Source organism: Gryllotalpicola reticulitermitis (assembly GCF_042651345.1).
In the GTDB taxonomy this organism is placed as follows: Bacteria; Actinomycetota; Actinomycetes; order Actinomycetales; family Microbacteriaceae; genus Gryllotalpicola; species Gryllotalpicola reticulitermitis.
This window is the reverse complement of the sequence record NZ_JBHSCN010000006.1, coordinates 558153-578277: the sequence shown is the minus strand read 5'-3', so window position 1 is coordinate 578277 and position 20125 is coordinate 558153. Positions and strand designations below refer to the sequence as shown.

Here is a 20125-nt window from a genome sequence, read left to right as displayed (position 1 = left end):
CTGCTAGCTCCTCTTGCTGATGGTGACGGATGCCTGGAGGGCGCGGACGACGCTGGCAGCCGCGGTGATGAACGCCTCACGCGTGGTCGGCGCGAGCTGCCCGAGAGTGATCTGCACGCGCTCGGCAATGTGCTGGTCGTACGGAATCGTGTGCAGCGCGCGGATGCCCTCGCGGCTGAGCACCTGCTCGACCTCGGCGGCGATAGTCGGGTCTTCGTGCCGGCCGTCGACGAGGCGGATACCGATCGCGTTCGCGGCCAGCTCCGCGGCGTGGCCGCCGTCTGCGCGCAGCTCTTCCAGCAGCCGCAGCGCCTCCACGGTGGAATCGCCCGCGTTCATCACGGGAATCACCAGCGCATCGGCCACCTGCACGGCCGCGCGGAACGCCTCGCTGGTGGGCTGGTTGCCGGAGTCCATCACGCGGATGCCGTAGAACTCATCAACCAGCCCAGCCACGCCGATCACGTCTTGACCCGTGAGCCTTGGCCGGCGGCCGACCGTGCCGATGACGGCCGCGAACGAGGACTGGGGCGCGGTGTAGCCGGCCAGCTGGCCGGCGTTCGTGATCGTGTCGAGGTCGCGCACCAGCTCACCCAGCCCCACCGGCGGGTTGCCCTCGGCCCGGTACGCGAGCGCGCCCGGGTCGTCCGACACCTCGACGATCGCCACACTCCCGCCGCGAATCGAGGCGATGGTGCCGCCGAGCAGCAGCGATGTCGGGGTCTTCCCCGTGCCGCCCTTGGGATTCGCCACGAGGACCGACACGGCCCGGCTCCAGGTGGCCTGCCGGATCTGGGTCTGGAACATGTCGATCGTCGCCCGGTGCGCCAGCTCGGCCGCCTCCGCGGCGCCCGGCTTCACGTTCAGCCCGGTCCGGGCGAGGAGGCCGCGGAAGCCCTTGCTGGCCTTCTGGTTCTTCACCGCGGCCTGCGCGGGCCGCTGCCCGGTGAACAGGGCCGAGAAGTCAGGGGCCGGTACCTCTGCGCGTGGCTCGGCCTCGGCCGGGGGTGGAGGTGCTGCCTGCGCCGGATGCCGGATCGTGTCGGGCATGTCGATCAGTTGCCGTTCCGCCGGTCGCTGTGAGCGGTGCTCGCGCTGTGTCACCACCGTGTCTTCTTCCACGAACTCGCCGGCTCGGGATGCGTCGTCGAAGACCCCGTGACCGCTCTCCGCCATCGGATCTGACACCTTCTGCCTCCTCGCAAAATATGTCTCCTACTTTCAGCACGCGCGTATAGGGACGCAATTACGCTACGCTCGTTGTCGCTCAAATGGGGCGCATTCGGAAGAAAAATCCCCGGTCATGCTCAACGAATGAACGTGTCCGCCTTAAGGAGGACATGCAACATTGGAGCGTGCCTTAAGGTAGATATCATGTTCTTCATGGCTGAGTCCCAGCCTGAGCGGAACCCAGCCCTGGTGCCTACGCCCGGGTGGGGTCGCCGCGCGAGAATGGGACGGTGGCGGTGAGTGAGCAGGATTCCGTGGTGCCCGAGGGCGTCGCGCGTCTGAAAGAGGCGATCAACGCGGACAGCCGTCTGCTCGTCTTGCGGCAACTGCTGCGGCAACCACAGACGTTCAACCAGCTCGTTGCTGCGGTCGACGCGTCTCCGGCGGGATGCCGGCAGGCGCTGGACGCGCTGGAGCGGGCCGGGTACATCGTCCCGGACGCGCCGGGCGCGGGTACGCGCAAGCGCCCGAACACCGTCTTCTCCGGCGTGAGGGAGGCCGTGGCCGCAGACCTCGGCGAGCTGGTGCGCTTCCTCGCCTCGTAAACCGCGCTCAACGCGTTGACACCTGCACGTCACTGCGGCTGCACCGCGATTTTCGTCGGCCGCTCTCGGGAGCCGCGCCCGCCGAGGCCGTCGTAGCGCACCGCGAGCACCAGGGAATACGGCTTTGCAGCAGGCGCTGAGGGTCGCCGAACCCGCAGTGCCAACGCGCATGAACGGGGCCTCACTGCTGAACGCGGTCATGTTCGTGCTCCGAATCCTGAATAGGCGGCCGGGGAGGGTTTGTGCCGAAGAGTGCGGCCAGGCGCGTTTGGAAGATCTCCGCGGGGACGTGCTCGGGTATGCCTTGGGCGGCGGTGGTGCGGCGCACCCAGTCGATGACCTCTGAGCGGTAGGCGCGGCGGCTCATCGTTGGTCCTGGAGGTCTGGGAGCTGGCGGAGTGCCCAGAGCTGCTCCCGGTGGGCGAGCGCGGCGCTCAGGGCGAGGTAGCGCTGGCCCGGGGTGCGGTGCCCGGAGCCGTCGTACTGCCACTCCTCGCCCGGCTGCGCGTCGTCCGCAGCGTCATCGCGGTGACCGGCGCGCCAGGCCGTGCGGATCGCTTTCTGCTGGCCCATCGTGGTGGAGTAGGCCCGGGATTTGGTTGTGGTGTGACCTCGCCACCCCAGGGACGGCAAGTGGTCCGCCATGCCGGCGTAGTGGTCGGGGAGGGCTTCGGCCAGGTCCGCGAGGGAATGCATGATCTGCTTGTGGTGGTCACTGACCGGCAGTAGGCCGATGTTCGTCTTCGGGATTCGCCTCGGTAGCGGCGCGTCCGTGATGTTCTTCGTGACGTATTTCGCGAGGTATCCGGCCGCGCGGCCCGCGGTGCTGGATCCGGTGATCGGCTGCGCATCGCACTCCGGACCGAACCGCAGGCGCAGCGGGCCAGCTGGTGCGGGAACGTCGAGGTGCACACGGGCCGCGGCTGCCTGGACAACGGATGCGAGCGTTTCCGCCGCAACTGTCCCGCCGCCGTCGGGGGCGTCGGCGCGGATGATCGTGTGGTAGTGCGGGGCGAGCCGCGTCTGGAGTTCCATCACCTTCACGAACGAGACCCGCACTGCGGAGTGTTCGGCGCGGATCTGGCGGCGTAGCTGGATCGTGAAGCGATGCCACAGCTGCGGGAACCACCAGGTGGTCAGCGCGTGCGACGCGTAGTCGTAGCAGGCCGGGCATAGAGGCCTGCCAAGAGTGAGGTCTCCTGGCCGGTGGGTGAGCGTGCAGTGCTGCGGGCGTCCGTGCGGGCAGACCGTCGCGCGGTGGAGGTGGCTGTGGCAGGGGCGCGGGGTGCCGTTTTCGTCGGCGCGCAGCGTGTGTACGGTGCCGAAGGAAGGTGCGGTGAGCGTCGCGAACACGGCGGCCGAACCGTTGAGGTGGTCGTCGTCGAGGCCGCCGGCCACGAGGTGCCAGGTGTCCGCGGCGTAGAGGTCCGAGCACGATGGGCATACGTTCGCCCTCCGGTTCTCGCACCGCGCGAACACGGTTGTGTGCCCCTCAGCTCCGGTGCGGGTGAGGCGGATCGGGTGGGTGCAGAACCCAGCCGAGCGGGTCATCGCCCACCAGGTCTCATAGCCCGGGCTTCCTGCCGCGTCCAACAGCGTGCGCAACGTCTCCGCATCCAGCTCATGCGGTGTCGTGGTGTCGCTCATCGTGTCGCCTCCTTTCCTGTGCTGTCTGGGACGGTTCACTTCTCGGCGTGCTCGGCCTCACGTGCGTCGGGCGTGGGCAGCGCATACCGGGCGGCGATGTCGGTGATCTGGGCGTCGGTGACAAGGAACGCGCGGACCCGGATCGGGCGGGCGGCGCCGTCTTCGATGACATAACCGACACCGGGTTGCCGGTCGGGAATCTGGTCGCACAGGGCGCTGGCGGCGCGGCTGCCCTGGCCAAGGGCCATGTCGACCTGGGTCGCTTCGGTCATCCGCAGACCGATCCGGGTGGGGAACAATTGCCGGAAAGCGACGACCTCTTTGGACGGGTCCTGCACGGCAGCGAGCACGACGACGCCCACCGCGCGGCCCTGCGAGAGGATGAGGGAGAGCAGCTGGGCAGCTTCCGCGCCGAGCTTCTTGTCGGTCTGGTAGGCGGTGAGCGATGCGAGTTCGTCGACGACGACCACGATCAGCGGTTCCGCCCGGGTGGGGGTGTGTTGACGGGCGATGCCCCGCAGCCGGTCCGCCCGGTCCGCCAGCACCCGTGCGGCGTCGCGCAGCAGCTCGAGCGCGTCCTCAGCAGCAGAGTGGGCGAAGCGGGTGAAGAGGGTTTGTGCGGCGCCGAACTCCATGCCGCCTTTCGGATCGATCACCCACAACTGGCACACGCCGTCGTGCACGGCCGGGCCGATTCCCGCAAGGAGCGACCACAACACCGATCCCTTCCCGGACCCGGTGGCGCCGGCGACCAGCATGTGCCGGTCCGCCAGGCGCACCGTCCACCGGTGGCCGTCTTCCGTGACGCCGGCCGGCACCCGGTGCAGGTCCGTCGACTCCGCGGCGGAGAGCAGGATGGGTTGAGCCAGCGGGTCGCGCGTGCGCACCGTCAGGACCACGACGCCCGGCGCGGGGCTCATCGCGGTCACGGACGGCACCTGCCAGGCGTGGGCGAGGGCCTCCGATTTGGCTGTCCAGTCGCTCAACGTCTGGCCAGAGACCATACGCACGGCGAGCACATCGGTGGCAGCGGCGATGCGGATCTTTCCGAGCCGCGGGACCAGCGGCACGCGGTCGAGCATCACGGTGAGACCGTGCAGGGCGCATTGCCGCGCCCACCCTTTCCGGTACCGCCACCGCCGGCGACGGGCGCGAATCCGTGCCGATACGGCCGCGCGCCACGAAGCGGGATGGACCAGTGCCCACGAGATGAGCCCGATCACAAGTGCGACCGCAACGCAGGCGGCGTCGACCCAGCCGAGGTGCCACCACGTATACGCCGCAAGCGCGGCGGGGAGGGAGAGCATAGGGAACAGCACCGCCCACCAGAGCAGGCCGAGAGCCGTGCGCGCCAGGCGCCACGTGAACGTGCCGAGAGCCTCGAGGATGAGACTGGCCGTATCCGGGCCGCTCGTGCCGCCGGCACTGTTGCCGGCAGGACTGGTGTGGGACATGATGGTGTCGTTCTCCTGTGCGACGGGCCGGGGCAGGCGGCCGTGGTGATCCCACAAGCCGGCCCGCCCAGCTCACGGCGTGGGTTACTCGGTCGTCTTCCCGCGGGTCTCGCCGCGGATCGCGGTGGCCCGGTAGGCGACACCGGAGCGTTCGCCTTGCGACCACGGGATCGCCACCAGCCCCTCGATCACGACGGGGGAGCCCACCGTGACGCCTTGCGGCTGCCCCGGCACGGACACGGCCAGGACCTCGCCGCCGGAGGAATCCAAGGCGGCGACCTGCACCTGAAACAGCGGAAGCCCCGACTCCCTATCGATGCGCACCGCGCCGGTCTCCCGGTCCGTGCGCTGCTCAGCCGGACGGGTGGCCAGGAAGACCACGCCTGCCGTGTTGATGTTCAGCCTCATGATGTTTGCCTTCTTCTCGTGTGCAGTCGGTCGGCTGCGGTGCGGTGTTGCCTGACGATTGCCGGGCACGTCTTCACTTCACCGGTTAGGGGCAAGGTGGGATAAGTGGCGACGGGTGGCGCGCCCTCGCTACCTCCCGCTACACATGAAGTCGCTGATGAGGCCAGAATCTGGCGTTGCCCGTGGCAAGAATGGGGGTTATGGCGACGGCGCAGACGAGCAGGAGCACCTCCGCTCTGCGCGCCGCCCGGGACCGTCACGGCTTCACGCGAGAGCGGGCGGTTCAGGTGTTCCTCGAGACGGCGCAGGCGTGGCGTATCCCGATGCGTCCGAGCGTCGAGTCCCTGCGGGGCAGTTTCTCGCGCTGGGAGAACGGGCGTCAGCAGCCCGGGGAGATGGCGCGGCAGGTGCTGCGGATCATGTACGCCGCCACCGATGCAGAGCTCGGCTTCGACACCGAACCTGAGCCATCTCAGCCACATACTCAGGAGGACGAGCTGGCCGCCCGGCTCGTATCGGCCACCCGAGTGGATCCGGTGCTCATCGAGGTGCTAACCGGCGAGGTGGAGGGGTTGCGGCACCAGGACCGCGCCTTCGGCGGCGCGCTGCTGTCGGAGCGGATGGCCGGGCTCGTGGGACAGCTGACGCGGCTGATGGACTACTCGCTGACCCCGGCCTCGGCCACTGCGTTGGCGTCCGTGCTCGCCGACGCGGCCACGCTCGCCGGCTGGCAGGCCGTTGACACCGGGGCGTCCGTGCGCGCCTGGGAGCACTTCACCCTGGCCGCCCACGCAGCCCGGATCGCTGGGTCACCGACCCTTCTTGCGCATGCCCTCGGAGAGCGCGCGTATGCGGTGCTGGAGGCCGGTGACGCGGTCGCGGCACGGCAAACGATCAGCCACGCGCTGACCCTCGCGCCTCTGCCCGGCCGGGTCACCGCATGGCTCCACGCAGCAGAAGGCGAACTCTCTGCAGCTGCCGGAGACCGGGACGGTGCGCTGTCTGCTTTCGACGCCGCTGCCCGGCACCTCCCGTCATCGGGTGTCAGCGATGAAGACAGTCCTTTCATCATGCTGAACGAAGCGCACCTCACCCGCTGGCGCGGCAGCGCCCTGGCCTTGCTCGCCGACCCAGAATCCGTCACGGACCTCACTGCCGCGCTCGGCCGCTTCGAGACCGGTGCAAGCAGCGTCCGCGCCACCGCCGGCCTGCACGCTGATCTTGCCGCCGCGTACGTGATAGCCCGCGACCGCGACCGCGCCCTGCATCACCTGCGGCAGGCCGACGGCCTCGCCACCCAGATCGGCTCCCTGCGGCTGGCCAAACGGTTGGAACGGCTACGCCGGCGCATCCCCGGCCAATAGCCGCAGCAACGCCACCAGCGACCCGGCGCCAAGCACCAGACCCGCATCTATCAGCTGGCGGACCAGGGCTAGAGGAACCCATCGAACAATCGCGGCCTCCTCCTCGTCCGAAGGTTCAGCGACTTTCACCGCGCCGCGCGACTGGAACAGCACGTGCGGCGTGTCGACCATCCCCGGCATCGGCTGGAACGAAGCCAACCGCGTGGGTACCGACGGCTCCCACCCAGTCTCCTCGACCGTCTCACGCACCGCAGTCACCTCCGGCTCTTCCCCGGGCGCGACGATGCCACCGGGAAGCTCCCACCCCCACGCATCCACGGGGAATCGATACCGCCACAGCATCAGAACCTCGTCCGCGTCGTTGACGACGAGCATGAGTGCGACCGTCTGCAACCGCACCACATGATGCTCGAACCGGTGTCCGTCCGGCGGGACGATATCGACTTTCACCAGCCGTACCCACGGGTTGTCGTACAGAGTCCGCTCGCCATGCTGGACGGTAAGCAGCTCCGACGGACGCCCCATCGCCTCCACATCGAAGCCCCGCAGATCATCGCTCACCCGTCCCACGCTAAACCGAGCGCACTGAACCTGAAACAACGACAAGCCCGGAGTCTCGGCTTGCTTGCGTCTTCCCGTCCACGCCTCTGACTGCCGCGCACCCGCCATCGGCGCGTGACTGCCGAGAGAGAAGATAGATGCAGCGAAGCCGGACCGCATAGTCTAAGTCGGACGGGACAACGCGAAAAGGAAAAGAAGCGAATCCGATCCGAACTCAGCCATTGTGGTCGGGCGGCGCGCACCGCTCCGCTCAGCGCGCCACCCTCCTCAGGCGAGAAGAGCAGCCCAGAACGGCAGGCCTGCGACGCTGCCGGACAGGCCAGCCGTGTTCAAATTTCCCTTACTCCATCAAGTACGTTGCACCGCCCGCGCAGGACCGGGGGCCAGCTCCGGCAGCACAGCTCATGTGTAAGCCAGAGGGTTCTTGGCTGGTGAGGCGCTGCCGCAGCGCTACGGGGCTCAGGTGAAGACCGTATGCACATGGGTAGACGAGACCGCGAAGCGACCAGAAGCCAGGCGTAATTGAGCAGACAGCGAAGGGCTGACCCCATCACTTGCGACCACGCTAAACGACGAGTCCTCGAGTACGAAGCGGATACTAACGGCATCGAAGTCTAGCCACAGGCCAGTGCGTGGATACCAGTACTTGTAGATCGCCTCTTTAGCGCTGAAGTGAAGCAAGGGCCATGGAACAGACGGCTCCGCATGAGCCAACCACTCGACGCGAGCGATCTCTTCTGGGCGCATGATTAGCGGTCCGATTTCGTCAACCGCGGATTCGACAGGCTCTGCGTCGATGCCGATCCCGCAGACGATGCCGCGCGGAGCAACGGCGGCCGCACAGTAGCCGCGGCAATGCGTGATACTTCCAACAATCCCGTCCGGCCATATCGGTGCACCTTGAGGATCACGGCCGATAGGACCGGGCCTGATGCCGAGCCGTGCGAGCGCTCGCCGGGCGCACTGACGACCGTCTGCAAAGTCGCGCCGACGGGAAGGAACCGCTCGAGCGAGAAGCGCCGCTTCGACGTCATACAGGTCACGCAGCCCGGCGTGCTCATCGTTCCCGGAAAGCTCCTCCAGCGAGACGGAGTGAGGAACTATCGCGGCTAGCGAATTCTCGATCAATGGGCGCCGTCCCCGGATGCAAAGCGCTTGTGGACTTCTCAGCCATAAGCATACGATTGCCACACTCGGCTAGGCATACCGTCCGTGCCAGCCTCTTGGGGGAACGTTGGCACGCTCTAATGCAGGAGACATCCAGCTATCGCCGATGTCCAGGTCGATGGCCGAAAGCGTACTGGCGCGGACGCCCCTGGATGGGGACTTGTGGGCTTCTGATTACCCGCTTGAGGACGAGCTGGACGCTATCCGAGCGTTCCTTGATCCTGCTCGGATCGGAAGTCCAATGGCCTCTCCATTCGGTCTGTATGTCATTCGAACATTAGGCGACGGCCGAGCGATCGGAGGCATCGGGTTTTTCGGCCCTCCCGATGCCACGGGGGCGGTCGAGGTCGGATATGGCGTCGTCCCATCGGCTCGCAGGCGCGGGGTCGCAACTCGAGCACTACGCGAAATGCTGCGCATCGCTGGCGCGAACGGCGCTCGCACCGTCAAGGCAGATACCGCGCTCAATAATCACGCATCAATGGCAGTGATGCGTAGTGCGGGGATGGAAGAAGTTCGGCGTAGCGAGGAGCTGGCCTTCTTTGAGGTAGACCTAGGTAAAGGCAAGCCCGACGCCGCCGACCTTTGTTCGCGGGTTGCTTCTGAGTAGCGTCGAATGACGGGTATCAGCGCCGACACTTCCGCCGAGGATGCACGCGCCTTGAAGAGCCTCGGGCTCCCGTTTTGGCTGTACTGGTCGGGACAGACTGCCGCATCCCTGGGCGGAGCTATCGCCCAGTTCGCCCTCCCGCTGATTGTCTTTCAACTGACCGGATCCGGACTAGCGCTCGGAGCTGGGTTCGCGGTGTCACTTGTTCCGCAGTTGCTGTTCGGTCTCGTCATTGGCGCATTAGGTGATCGGATGGACCGCCGCCGCGTGATGGTTGTGACCGATTTTGCTCGTGCCGCTTGTATCGCCGTGGTTCCTATACTCGCGTTAGCGGGGCTACTCGACGTAGTGACCATCTACGCCGTATTGTTCGTCCAGTCTGTACTAGGCATTTTCTTCCAAACAGCTAGCAACGCAGGGGTTCCTCGCTTGGTACGTCGCGAGCAGCTAGTGAGGGCCAATGGGCAGTTGCAGGTCGGATCCTCTGCCGCCATGATCGTTGGTCCGTTTCTCGCGGGCTTAGCCGTAACAGTGCTGCCCGTTACGCTCCTGCTGTTTGCTGAGTCGGCGACTTTCCTCATCTCGGCTATCACGATCGTTTGTATCCGGGTTCGGCTGAATGAAGAACGCAGGGTGAGGAACTCACTAGAGCCCGTCGTGACGAAGCTTGTGCGAGAAATCGGCGAAGGTCTGTCATACGTGTGGCGCGACGCCACCCTGCGCAATATCTCAATCATGATGGCTATCATTAACTTTGCTGGGACGACAGTGACTGCGCAGTTACCGCTGTTTGTGAAACGTCAGTTTGGTGTTGGCGAATCGCGCTTGGCTTGGTTTTATGTGGCGGCCGGCGTCGGCATCCTACTAATTACCTCAATTTCAGGCATTATACGAAAACGAGCCGGCGTGCGCCTCGCCCTCTTCGGGTGCCTCTCGCTGGAGGGTGCGTTCACGATCCTGTTAGGCATAACAACGCATTACTGGCTCGCACTTGTATTCTGGGCTGTCTCGTCCGGAGCCAGTGTTCTCTTCAACGTATATACGATGAGTTTACGTCAGGCTCTAGTACCGGACGAGCTGATGAGCCGCGTCATGAGCGTTGCCGCTGTAGTGGCTTGGTCCGCTATTCCTCTCGGCGCGCTTGTCGGCGGTGCGGTTATTCAGGCTGTCAGGGCCCCAGGGATCGTCTACGCGGGAATCGGCTGCACCAGTCTGCTTGTGGTGGCACTTTTTTTGCGCTCGGATCTCGGTCGTGACGTTGCATCTGCAAACCGCGTGTCGCCCGCAGATGACGGCGGTGGCCGTGCGTGATTCGTCGTCACCGCGTTACGCGGCTGCGCCCGCTCAGGCGGACGTCTGGCTTGCGGATCATGTCAGGAGCGGGAGTCTTGCGAGCACGATGTCGCTCGAGATCGTGCCGCCACGCAAGGTCGGGCTCGCCCTTGTGGAGGCGGCTGTGAATCACATCGTCTTGCGACATTCCATTTTGCGATCGCAGCTCTGTTTTGACGACGACGGGCTCTGGGTTCGTCCTGAAAGCAGCGCGCCCCGAGTGGTGCACTGCGGAAACCAAATGGGTCTACTCGCGCTGGCTGACATCGGTCCGGAATCTTTGGTGCCTTGGCAGGTGTGGACGTCTGGCCCGGATGCAAGCCAGATCACAAGGCTTGTGTTTCGATTCCACCATGCATACGTGGATGGGGAGAGTGCGGGACGGGTAGTGCGAGAGTTCATCACGTACTGCGACGGTGGCGCCGACCGAGCCTCATCCACCAAGTCAACTGATTACCGGATCTATGCCGAGCGAATGAACGACATTGCCCTCGCTCCGCCGGATGGCTCTCGCGCGTACTGGGCCACGCTCAATTTGGACGGGATGTGGGCCGCCTCGGCAACCAGACAGCGTGCTTTCCCTACCGGTCGGGCCGAAATCGGGCCCGATACGGCAGATCGTATCGAGCGCCGCGCGAGAACCATGGGCCTTACGTTCTTCGCTCTAGCCCTTGCAGCGACCGCTCGAGTGGTGCAGCAACGTCTAAATGAGCCTGCAGTTTTCTCAATCCCGGTTTCGCAGCGGTTTACGGCGGACTACGCGGACTTGGTTGGCCAATGCACCGAACTGTGCCCGATACTTGTCAGTCCGAGTGAACAGCCTTTCGACGAGTGCGCTCGGTCGCTGTACTTCAGTTTCTTGGATGCACTGAGCCACTTGCTTCCGATGGTGACGGTCCGTCGATTGACGACGCCTAGCCGGCACACACGGCTGGATGCAGTCACCGTGACGATGCTCGCCGATCTGGCCGACGATCGCGACTGGACCGTGTCGAGCCTTGATGATGACAGCGCCGGACGTCCTCTCGCGGTTGTGTTCCGTCGCAGCTCGTCGGGCCTGTCCGTAGTCGTGCGGCGCGAGTTAGACATCTTCGGGAGCGAATCACTCGCGGACGAGATTCTGGACGAACTGCGGAGATGCCTCCCATGACGGTTGACGGCGAAAGCCTCCTTTTCGCTCACCCGCTGCCACGCCCGCGCGCGGCATTTCAGCTGGTCTGTCTCCCTAGCGCTGGATCGGGCGCAAACATGTATAGACGGTGGCCAAGACTGGCCGGGGACGACCTGGATATCGTCGCGGTCCGACCTCCCGGACGGGAGCGCCGTGTCGACGAAAGTCCGATCCAGACACTCCGCGGCCTCGCAGAAATCGTTGCGGATGAGCTCCCATCGATCGTGGATCGGCCTTACGGATTATTCGGTCACAGCATGGGCGCACTTGTCGCCTACGAAGTCGCAGCGTTACTGGCGGAGCGTACCCAGGTAATGCCCCGCATTGTCGCGCTGTCGGCAGCCGAACCTCGGCTCCAAGTCATCGCGGCCCGCTCGCGCTGGGATGGCGCCACTCCTGACGAACTGAGGCAACACCTTCGAGAACTCGGCGGAACCCCGGAAGAACTACTAAGCAGCGAGGAGATGATGGCGCTAATCCGACCGGCTGTTCTCAATGATCTCATCGCGACGGATGAGTATGCGACCCGTGAATCTGAGCCGCTGCCGGTTACGGCGCTAGTGGTAGCCGGCGCAAGTGATCCGTCAGTCACTGAACTCGGACTGCACGAGTGGGACAGGTTTTTCGCGTGGCGGATGCAGCACGCCCGCAGACCGGGTGGCCACTTCTACTTCTCGACCGACAAAGACGCCCAGGCACTCCTCGAGATCATCGTGTCGCTTCTGAACCAAAGCCGGGCAGACCGGAATACAAACCTATGAACAAGCATCAACTCGTGTCGGACTATGTCCCCCAGCAACACAAGGAAGCCTTGGCGGCCTTGAGCAGGACGCGGCTACCAGGCGAGCCTGCCGTGGATCGCCGCTATGATCCCAGTCTGCCGATGGAACGCGTGGTGGTCCACGAGAACGGCGAGCTGATCGCATACGCAGACGTCGGTGATGTCGCGATCGTTGATGATACCGACACGATGCACGTCTGGATCCTCGTCCATCCAGATCGGTCACGTCGAGGGTTGGGGACGTCGTTGCTTCAGCACGCGCTTGAGTTTGCCCGAGCTCACGGCCGGTCGAGCCTTGTGACGGCAGTGGATCGAACCGACAAGGCGTCCGAGAGATGGTTAGTCAAGAACGGTTTCCATCCGGCTGGCGATCTCGACATACGGCGTCGTCAGCCAAGAGAATCGGCTGACTTGCTTGAGAGTGGCCACGTTGACGTCCTCCCTACCGCGGCTTTCGGCGAAAGCCCAGAGTTCTTAGAGATCGCAGCGCGGGGAACAGCTAGCCGTCCGCTCCCCGACGGTACTCGTGTCGTGGTCTCCCCCGACGAAGTCAGGGAGTGGTACTTCTCGCCGACCTCCGCTGGGAGGGTATACACGGTAACAAGAAACAAGCAATTGGTCGCGTTCGCGTCGGTTCAGCCCGCGCGGACAGCTGGATATTCCGTAGAGCCAATCTGGGCAAAGGACAGCGATCCCGCGTTGACTAGAGCACTACTGCGAGAGATCGTTCGAGATGCTGATACGGCTGGGCACGAACTCGTGATCGGATTATCCCCACTTGGTGAATCGGGTTTGGACGAAGCAGTTTCGTTATACGGGTTTGAGTCCGTAGGTGGACGTGTTACGTGGAGAAGAGCGTCATGAACCACAATGAGACCGCCGAAAGCCAAGTCGCCGTAGGCGATCCGGTGCCTGGCGAGTGGAATCTAACCGCGCATACGTACGATAGCGGGGCCACAATTGTTGACCTGATCCAGGAATCGGCCCGCCGGTGGCCGTCACGGCATGCTGTAGAGACCTGTAGCGGCGCCGCAATTACGTATGCTCAACTTTGGGACCGTGCGTCATTGCTTGCCCGCCGGTTGCGAGCTGTGGGAGTGGCTGAAGGTGAATTCGTCATAATCGCCGACGCACACACCGAAGTGACAGTGATAGGCGAGTTGGCAATCAACATGGTCGGGGCCGCGTTCGTGCCGATCGATGCAAGGTGGCCGACCGCGCGCGTTGCCTCGATCATCGAACAGCTCGACCGGCTTGGTGCTGTTATAGCGAGCCCGGGCCTCGCGGGGGCGCTTGAAGGCACACTGTGGGCGGCGTCCCGCTCCTCGACGCCGCTCGTCATTGAGGGTGATGACGCGGGCCTTACGAACCTCGACGAGAGCGTTGTCGCCGCGCTGTGGGACGACATCGGCGCACGAGACGAGATAACCTCCGCAGCGGGATTTATAGACGGTACAGTATCCGAGGATGACATCAACAGATATGTTGAGCACATCACAAGCATAGTAGTATCCACCAATCCGGGTGGTCGTGTCTTTGAAGTCGGCTGCGGAGCAGGACTCGTGGGCCGTGCGCTCGTTAGTGCCGGATTCCAATACGGTGGCTCGGACCCATCACAGGTTTCACTCGATCGGCTACGGTCTGATAATGGTACGGGTATACCCCTCGCGCAAGCGTTCGCACATAACACCCGGCTTACATCAGACACAGATACCGTTCTGCTGGCGAGTGTTTCTCAATTCTTTCCCGATTTGCGCTACGCCCGTGTCGCCTTATTGCACTTGCTCCGCCAACTTCCTCCTAAAGGCCGCGTCATTGTCGCCGACGTGATTGACGCGAGCGACGGGCGCGGTACTGGTCGTCTCAGCTTTCCCCTACGGTGGTTCGCTGCGACCTTTGGAGAGTCGAATGTTGACGTCCGATCGCGAAACGCGAGTGAGTGGGCCGGCGAACTCGGACGACGCTTCGACGTGGTCATTGGCGCCGCCGCGGGACAACGCCAAGGCGATTCGGCCGTTCTCGATGACGCCACGTCGATTCTTGATCTTCGAGCGGAAGCGAACGCGCCCGCGTACGTGATCTTTACGTCTGGCAGCACGGGCGTGCCCAAAGGCGTCATTGTTGAACACACGAGCGTCGTCAACCTGTTCACCTGGTTCAATGCCCATTATGGTGTCGGCCCTGGCGACAGGCTTTTGTGGGTTACTTCAAGCGCCTTCGACCTCGCTGTGTACGACCTGTTCGGCGTGCTCGCCGCGGGCGCAACCGTATGCATTCCGCCGAGCGAGGCACTGGCGGACCCAGACAGGCTGTACCTCGAAGTCGTCCAGCAACAAATTAGCCTGTGGGACTCGGCGCCGGCGGCATTCGAGGAGGTTCTGCGGGCAGCCAGCGGACCTGCTCCGAGCCTGCGACGCGTATTCCTGAGTGGCGATTGGGTGCCGGTCACGCTTTCCGAGCGCATGGCGATTTCGTTTCCAACGGCTGCGCTCTCGGCTCTCGGTGGGGCAACCGAAGCGACGGTATGGTCCAATTACTTTGACGTTATACGTCCAGATAACGACTGGCCATCGATTCCGTATGGACGGCCCATATATAACGCGCGCTATTATGTACTCGACGATAAAGGAGCGCCTACTCCGGTAGGCACAGCCGGAGAGTTGCACATTGCTGGGGTTCCCGTGGCTCGCGGGTATTTGGGACGCCAGGACGAGCATTTCCGATCGGACCCGTTCGCCTCTGACTCGCAACGTATGTACGCGACCGGTGATCGTGCAATGTGGCTCCCCAGCGGTGACTTGCGCTTCCTCGGACGCACGGACGATCAGGTCAAAGTGCGCGGCTATCGCGTCGATCTAGGAGACATCCGAAGCGCGCTCTCTGGCATCCCTGCAGTGGGAGACGCCGTAGTCGTCGCGGACCGAAGCGAAGCGGGCGACCGACTAATAGCGGCGGTGGTGGGTAGGCCGGGCCATCAAGCGCCGTCGGAGGGGATGCTTCGCCGCGAGAGCAGTCTCCGTTTGCCCTCATATATGGTGCCGAACGATTTTGTCGTCTTGCCGGCACTTCCAGTCGGACCGACAGGAAAGGCTGACCGCCGCGAGATCATCGTGGCGGCCGACGCCGCGAGGCGACGCCGTGTTTGGCAGGAGATGCCCGATGCGAACGCGGCGATCGCTCGTTCCTCACAGTATGGGCCTCCTGGCACATTGGAGCTCTCGGCCGAGCTGCTGGTCCGCGGTGTCCATTCCTTAGCTCGTCTTCGGGAGGTCGCTCTATCGCTGTTTGTGAAGTATCCGGAATTGGCCGCAGAGTTCGCTATATCCGCGTATGACGCACGGTGGAGACTGACGGACCCCAGGCGCTCCGTCGAAGAGCGCGTCACGCTAGGTGACTCGAAGAGTGTCCCACTGAGCAATGCAAGTCCGTTCTCAATGCACCTGCAGCACGTCAATGGGCACACTGCCCTTGGAATCGCCGTGCATCACTGCCTTTGCGACGGACTTGGCCTCGAGCGGCTTTTGGAAGATGTTCTCGCAGGCTTGGTGACGCCGCACGCTGTAGATGGTTCGGTGGAACTGACCAAGATTGGGCTTCCCGTCCGAGTAGATAGCCCAGAGCCAGCCGACAACTCTGCGTGGCGCGAGATCGCTGCTGACCTAGGCCGGCGGCCGCGGGCAACGCTCAGTGGCCGAGACGGCCATCCAATCGAAGCCCGACGCGAACTCGACGTATCGTCTGTCGCGGCCGCCGGTCGCGCACAGGGCACCACGAGTACAGCCGCGCTGATCGCCGCGACACGAGTGGCGGCGCTTGCCACGCTTGGAGTGCTGCTGGATCGGATCTCAGTTCCGGTAGCCTCCGTCCCTGATGCGCTTTTGTCGGTGCGAATGCTTCCGCTCGTCTGCGAGGATTCGATTCTTGACGACTTTGGCGCCGAATGCGCCCGGATCGCCGATGTCATGTACTCGGCAATGGAGCGCGGCGCGCCCTCAATCAACCTGGTCGGCGAACTCAGCGGCTCTGCCCTTGTTGGGTTGCCCGACGTACTCGTATCAATTGCCCCACCTTCGCCCTCGGAGGCCAACACCATGGTAGTGCGCCGCGTGGCTCAGACTGCCCGTGGTTGCCCCGCCGTAATAACCGTTGAGCTCGATGGCGACGGGCTCCGCGTGGTCGGACATTCCGCGGTCGTCGATGGAAGTGAGGTGGAGGCTCTCGCGACTCGAATAGTAGACGTCCTGAAGTATTCAGAAGCTTACTCATCCTCGCCTCCCCGCACTACTCTTGCCGAGATTGCGAAAGCGCGGCGCATCGATCAGCTCGATCGCGAAGTGGGGCACGCGCGCAATATGTCACCAAACGCCGTGAGGAATGTGCGAACGGCGTGGCAAGAAGTCGTCGGACCCGTGGCGAGCGACCAGGAGTCGCTTTTTGAAGCTGGCGCAGACTCCATCGTTATTGCTCGGCTAATAGCCCGCCTGCGTCAGATCACGTCCATCGATGTTCCCTTGAGCGTTGCGTTCGAGAATCCGACTCCAATGGCGCTCGCAGGCTGGTTTAGCGATCGCGAGGGTGAGCTCGACTCGGCACCCGTGGAGCGTGTACTGGCGGAAGTTTGGAGCGATGTGCTTGAGTGCGGACCAGTCGATCCGAACGCCTCCTTCGTCGAGCTGGGGGGCCACTCGCTCCTAGCTATGCGGGCTATTACGCTGCTTCGTCAGCGTGGTTGGAACCTCGGCATTGAGCCGCTGCTTGCTGGATGTTCCTTCGCCGAGGCAGTCGTAGCTTGCACCCCGACTGACGTGTTGCCGGCGATTCCGAAGATCGCTGACGTGGAGGGTCCCGCCAGTCCGGCACAGGAGCGCGCATTTATAGAGATGCAGATCGGCGCGGAGATGCTTGCGGCTGAGAGCGACATCGAGGGCACCGCGTTCGGCTACCAATTCCAGGCCGCGCTCCGGGTGCGCGGGCCGTTTGATCCGAAACGCTGGGGTGCGGCCGCGGAGGCCGTGGTCGCTCGTAATGACGTTCTACGCATGGGATTTACTTATGGCCCCACGGGTCTCCGGCGTCATCTCCTTGACGAGACACCAGTGCACGTTAAGGTCGAAGACCTCCGATCTACGCCCACGGACGATGCCCAGGAGCGATGGCTCACGGCGCAGGAGACCGTACGTTGGGATCTGGCGGCCGGAGGCCTCGTGCGTTGGGCGATCGCTCGCGTAGGAGATGACGACTGGCTCATTTCTCACGTTGAGCATCACTTCGTACACGACGGCATCTCGTTTGCCTTGCTCTTACAGCAACTCTTCGCGGCGTATCGAGGCGAGCCGTTGCAAGTCGCCCGCATTGACGACTCGTTCGGCAGGTGGTGCGACTGGTTCGCGAGTCGGGACGACGCACAGGTTGACGCCGACCATTTGTTTTGGCAGACGTACATGGCGGGAGCCCCCGCGCTACCAGCTCGTCCTCCGGTGCAGGCCCTCGGTGCGCAAGTAGGTCCCCGTCCCGCCGAGGCCATCCGGAGCATTATCTCGGCCGAGACGCGAGCAGCAATCAACCGCTCCTTCCCGAATGCGAGCGAATTTGCTGTGCTCTGCTCTGCGTTCGGCCGAGCACTTGCCTCCGTTAGCGGAATGCATGACATCGTTTTTGGTTCGGCCGTGCCGGGGCGCCCCGCGGGGGCCGAGGACTGTATCGGGATGTTTGTCACCACCGTATGTCTTCGGATGGATACGCGACAGCCGGATCGTGACCTTGTGAGCAGTACAAGTAGGAACATCGCGCGGGCACTAGAACATCAACTCGTCCCTTTCGACAGTGTTGTGCATCGTTGGCGGGACTCAACTGGGGCGGGGCGGGGTTTGCCGTTCGAGGCGATGTTTAGCCTGCATAACTCAGTGCTTCCACCATTTGATTTTGGAGTGAGCACCGAGGCCCGGCTGGAGTATCGCCAGAATGGAACGGCGAAGGTGCCGCTCGACATCGTCGTCATAGAACGTCGGCCGGGTATAGATGGCGCGGATTCGTCAGACCTAGAGGTCGTGTGGGAGTTCGACTGGGCACGGTACAGCCACGACGACATTGCAAGGTTGTCGGCGCGGCTTGATGAGGAGCTCGACGAGCTTCTGAATAGGCCGCGTGTCAGTGTACTTTCTTCTGTATCTTCTGGTCCGAAGGTAACTCATCCTGACCTATCTAATGTTGTTGGCTCCGTCGTTCGGAACCGAGGAGTAGCAGGCGCGCTGAAGTATGGCGAAACTGTATTATCCTATCGCGAGCTGTCCGATCAGATTGTGGCAAACCTTCAAGGCTCTCCGATCCTTATGGCAGATAAGCGATCAACTGCTTTCGTCATCGACGCGTTGGCTCGTCTTTACCGCGGCGAACCCGTAGTGGCGATCCGTGAACAAGACCGCAACCGGGGAGTGCAAATCTCGGCTACCTCGGAGTTGTCACCTGATGTGGCTTATGCCGTCCTAACGAGCGGAACGTCGGGCGCTGCGAAGTTCACAGCGGTTGGGCGCGACGGCCTGGCAAACCACATTGGCGCCTTTTCGCGTGTACTTGGAATATCCTCGCAGGATGTCGTCTTCAGCTGTAACGCATTTGGGTTTGACGCTTTTTGGGAGGACATGCTCATCTCCCTTTCCGGCGGTGCTCGTCTGGTCATAGCTGAGCTGAATGGAGACGCCCTGTCGCTTATTAGGCAGATTGAAGACTCGCGCGCAACGGTCGCGTCTATGACTACGGAGTTGTTCCATTTGATGGTCGATGAGCTCGAGAGAGCCGGGCGCAGCATCCCGTCAAGCCTTCGCCGAGTTGTGATCGGCGGTGAGAAGTACGACCATGCCCGTCTTGAGGCATGGGCCGCTCTCGCTGGCGCGGGCGGATGCCGGGTCATCAATTCCTACGGTCCAACAGAAGCGACCATAGGCCCACTGTTTGCAGAGCTAGTGATAGGAACGCGGGTCGTTGTGCCGCCCGGGAAGAACATCATCGGCCAACCACTGGACAACGTGACACTGAGGATCGTCGACAGTGCTGAGCGTGTTGCTCCGCGTGGTGCAGTTGGCGAGCTCCTGATTGGGGGCCACGCTGTCGCGGTCGGGTACCTCGGCAACCAAAGACTGACGGCCGAACGCTTTCCTGTTATCGAGGGGATGCGATGGTATCGAACTGGAGACTTGGTCCGCGCCGATGTACACGGGACCATTGAATACCTGGGTCGCGAAGACGACCAGGTCAAGATCCGCGGGTATCGTGTTGAGCCAGCGGAAGTCGAAGCTCTCCTCACACAGTGCCCTCTTGTTCAGCGAGCAGTGGTTGTCAGTGCTGTCGATCCGTCCGCCGGAACTGGTCTGATCGCTTTCGTCGTCGCGTCGGGAGCTGCAGGTGAGATCCTTCGCTGGGCGCGACGAACCCTCCCTCCTCAGCTGATACCAGCAGTCGAAGTACTTGACGTTCTTCCGCTGACTGCGAATGGAAAGGTCGACCGCAAGGCGCTGAGGGAGCTGGGAACGAAAGTTCGCGGTTACGGCCGGCATGAAGAACATGTACCTCCGCGTCCGGGACGCGAGGTATTACTCGCCGAAGCATGGCAGGAGGTTCTGGGGCTTGATCGCGTCGGTCGAGATGATGTCTTTCTCGACCTCGGAGGCCATTCCCTCCTGGCGATGCGAGCGTTGGCCCTGCTACAGGAGCGCAGCGGCCTCACCGTACCGCTTCGAGACCTTCTTTCTGCGCGATCACTGGCCGAGATCGCTGACGCGGCGGTGAATATATAATCGCGGGGCACGAGTTCCGCCGGCCCTGAAAGACACATGGTTCAGGGCCGGCGCGACTCTTACCA

At 63.6% G+C, this 20125-nt stretch carries 15 protein-coding genes; 8 read left to right on the top strand and 7 right to left on the bottom strand.

Annotation, left to right across the window (positions count from 1 at the left end; genetic code table 11):
* Nucleotides 1–3 precede the first annotated feature (3 nt).
* Nucleotides 4–1188, bottom strand: a complete 1185-nt coding sequence (locus tag ACFOYW_RS16060) for a MinD/ParA family ATP-binding protein (RefSeq protein ID WP_390231164.1) — start codon at nt 1186–1188, stop codon at nt 4–6.
* Nucleotides 1189–1460: 272 nt separating this feature from the next.
* On the opposite strand from ACFOYW_RS16060, the gene ACFOYW_RS16055 reads away from it, so the two are divergent.
* Complete coding sequence (locus ACFOYW_RS16055) at nt 1461–1775, top strand: ArsR family transcriptional regulator (RefSeq protein ID WP_390231160.1); 315 nt, start codon at nt 1461–1463, stop codon at nt 1773–1775.
* A 363-nt stretch (nt 1776–2138) separates the two neighbouring features.
* Here the strand turns inward: ACFOYW_RS16055 and ACFOYW_RS16050 are convergent, their stop codons facing one another.
* The 3 genes from ACFOYW_RS16050 to ACFOYW_RS16040 all read right to left on the bottom strand — a co-directional run bounded on the left by ACFOYW_RS16050 (nt 2139) and on the right by ACFOYW_RS16040 (nt 5284).
* The gene (locus ACFOYW_RS16050; RefSeq protein WP_390231157.1) at nt 2139–3422 is read right to left on the bottom strand and encodes a replication initiator; all 1284 of its coding nucleotides are present in this window, start codon (nt 3420–3422) and stop codon (nt 2139–2141) included.
* Nucleotides 3423–3457: 35 nt separating this feature from the next.
* The gene (locus tag ACFOYW_RS16045; RefSeq protein WP_390231154.1) at nt 3458–4876 is read right to left on the bottom strand and encodes an FtsK/SpoIIIE domain-containing protein; all 1419 of its coding nucleotides are present in this window, start codon (nt 4874–4876) and stop codon (nt 3458–3460) included.
* 84 nt (nt 4877–4960) lie between these two features.
* On the bottom strand, nt 4961–5284 hold the full coding sequence (locus ACFOYW_RS16040; protein WP_390231151.1) for a hypothetical protein: 324 nt from the start codon (nt 5282–5284) through the stop codon (nt 4961–4963).
* A 200-nt stretch (nt 5285–5484) separates the two neighbouring features.
* Between ACFOYW_RS16040 and ACFOYW_RS16035 the strand changes: the two genes are divergently transcribed.
* Nucleotides 5485–6648 carry a hypothetical protein gene (locus ACFOYW_RS16035; protein ID WP_390231148.1) on the top strand — a complete coding sequence of 388 codons (1164 nt, stop codon included), beginning with the start codon at nt 5485–5487 and terminating at the stop codon, nt 6646–6648.
* On the opposite strand, the gene ACFOYW_RS16030 is transcribed toward ACFOYW_RS16035, so the two are convergent.
* Nucleotides 6622–7209 (bottom strand): NUDIX hydrolase, encoded by a 588-nt coding sequence (locus ACFOYW_RS16030; protein ID WP_390231145.1) that lies wholly within the window; start codon nt 7207–7209, stop codon nt 6622–6624. The two genes, ACFOYW_RS16035 and ACFOYW_RS16030, sit on opposite strands and share 27 nt — an antisense overlap.
* Before the next feature lie 459 nt (nt 7210–7668).
* Nucleotides 7669–8337, bottom strand: a complete 669-nt coding sequence (locus ACFOYW_RS16025; RefSeq protein WP_390231142.1) for a 4'-phosphopantetheinyl transferase family protein — start codon at nt 8335–8337, stop codon at nt 7669–7671.
* 145 nt (nt 8338–8482) lie between these two features.
* On the opposite strand from ACFOYW_RS16025, the gene ACFOYW_RS16020 reads away from it, so the two are divergent.
* Genes ACFOYW_RS16020 through ACFOYW_RS16005 form a run of 4 tightly spaced genes read left to right on the top strand, consistent with a single transcriptional unit; the run spans nt 8483 to nt 12250 of the window.
* Nucleotides 8483–8986: a GNAT family N-acetyltransferase gene (locus ACFOYW_RS16020; RefSeq protein WP_390231139.1), complete on the top strand. Its 504-nt coding sequence runs from the start codon at nt 8483–8485 to the stop codon at nt 8984–8986.
* A gap of 6 nt (nt 8987–8992) precedes the next feature.
* Nucleotides 8993–10297 carry an MFS transporter gene (locus ACFOYW_RS16015; RefSeq protein WP_390231136.1) on the top strand — a complete coding sequence of 435 codons (1305 nt, stop codon included), beginning with the start codon at nt 8993–8995 and terminating at the stop codon, nt 10295–10297.
* Entirely contained in the window at nt 10239–11468 is a 1230-nt protein-coding gene (locus ACFOYW_RS16010) for a condensation domain-containing protein (protein WP_390231132.1), read from the top strand. Before ACFOYW_RS16015 ends, ACFOYW_RS16010 begins: the two co-directional genes overlap by 59 nt.
* Complete coding sequence (locus ACFOYW_RS16005; protein WP_390231129.1) at nt 11456–12250, top strand: thioesterase II family protein; 795 nt, start codon at nt 11456–11458, stop codon at nt 12248–12250. The genes ACFOYW_RS16010 and ACFOYW_RS16005 overlap by 13 nt, the downstream gene beginning before the upstream one ends.
* A 74-nt stretch (nt 12251–12324) precedes the next feature.
* Here ACFOYW_RS16005 and ACFOYW_RS16000 read toward each other — a convergent pair whose 3' ends face one another.
* Nucleotides 12325–12465 (bottom strand): hypothetical protein, encoded by a 141-nt coding sequence (locus tag ACFOYW_RS16000; protein WP_390231433.1) that lies wholly within the window; start codon nt 12463–12465, stop codon nt 12325–12327.
* On the opposite strand from ACFOYW_RS16000, the gene ACFOYW_RS15995 reads away from it, so the two are divergent.
* Nucleotides 12406–13134 carry a GNAT family N-acetyltransferase gene (locus ACFOYW_RS15995; protein WP_390231427.1) on the top strand — a complete coding sequence of 243 codons (729 nt, stop codon included), beginning with the start codon at nt 12406–12408 and terminating at the stop codon, nt 13132–13134. The two genes, ACFOYW_RS16000 and ACFOYW_RS15995, sit on opposite strands and share 60 nt — an antisense overlap.
* On the top strand, nt 13131–20060 hold the full coding sequence (locus ACFOYW_RS15990) for an AMP-binding protein (protein ID WP_390231126.1): 6930 nt from the start codon (nt 13131–13133) through the stop codon (nt 20058–20060). Before ACFOYW_RS15995 ends, ACFOYW_RS15990 begins: the two co-directional genes overlap by 4 nt.
* Nucleotides 20061–20125: the final 65 nt, after the last annotated feature.

What these genes read in the sequence shown, in the direction of transcription:
- ACFOYW_RS16050 (WP_390231157.1), bottom strand. Translation starts at nt 3,422, where the DNA reads ATGAGCGACACCACGACACCGCATGAGCTGGATGCGGAGACGTTGCGC.
- ACFOYW_RS16045 (WP_390231154.1), bottom strand. Translation starts at nt 4,876, where the DNA reads ATGTCCCACACCAGTCCTGCCGGCAACAGTGCCGGCGGCACGAGCGGC.
- ACFOYW_RS16040 (WP_390231151.1), bottom strand. Translation starts at nt 5,284, where the DNA reads ATGAGGCTGAACATCAACACGGCAGGCGTGGTCTTCCTGGCCACCCGT.
- ACFOYW_RS16035 (WP_390231148.1), top strand. Translation starts at nt 5,485, where the DNA reads ATGGCGACGGCGCAGACGAGCAGGAGCACCTCCGCTCTGCGCGCCGCC.
- ACFOYW_RS16020 (WP_390231139.1), top strand. Translation starts at nt 8,483, where the DNA reads ATGTCCAGGTCGATGGCCGAAAGCGTACTGGCGCGGACGCCCCTGGAT.
- ACFOYW_RS16015 (WP_390231136.1), top strand. Translation starts at nt 8,993, where the DNA reads ATGACGGGTATCAGCGCCGACACTTCCGCCGAGGATGCACGCGCCTTG.
- ACFOYW_RS16005 (WP_390231129.1), top strand. Translation starts at nt 11,456, where the DNA reads ATGCCTCCCATGACGGTTGACGGCGAAAGCCTCCTTTTCGCTCACCCG.
- ACFOYW_RS15990 (WP_390231126.1), top strand. Translation starts at nt 13,131, where the DNA reads ATGAACCACAATGAGACCGCCGAAAGCCAAGTCGCCGTAGGCGATCCG.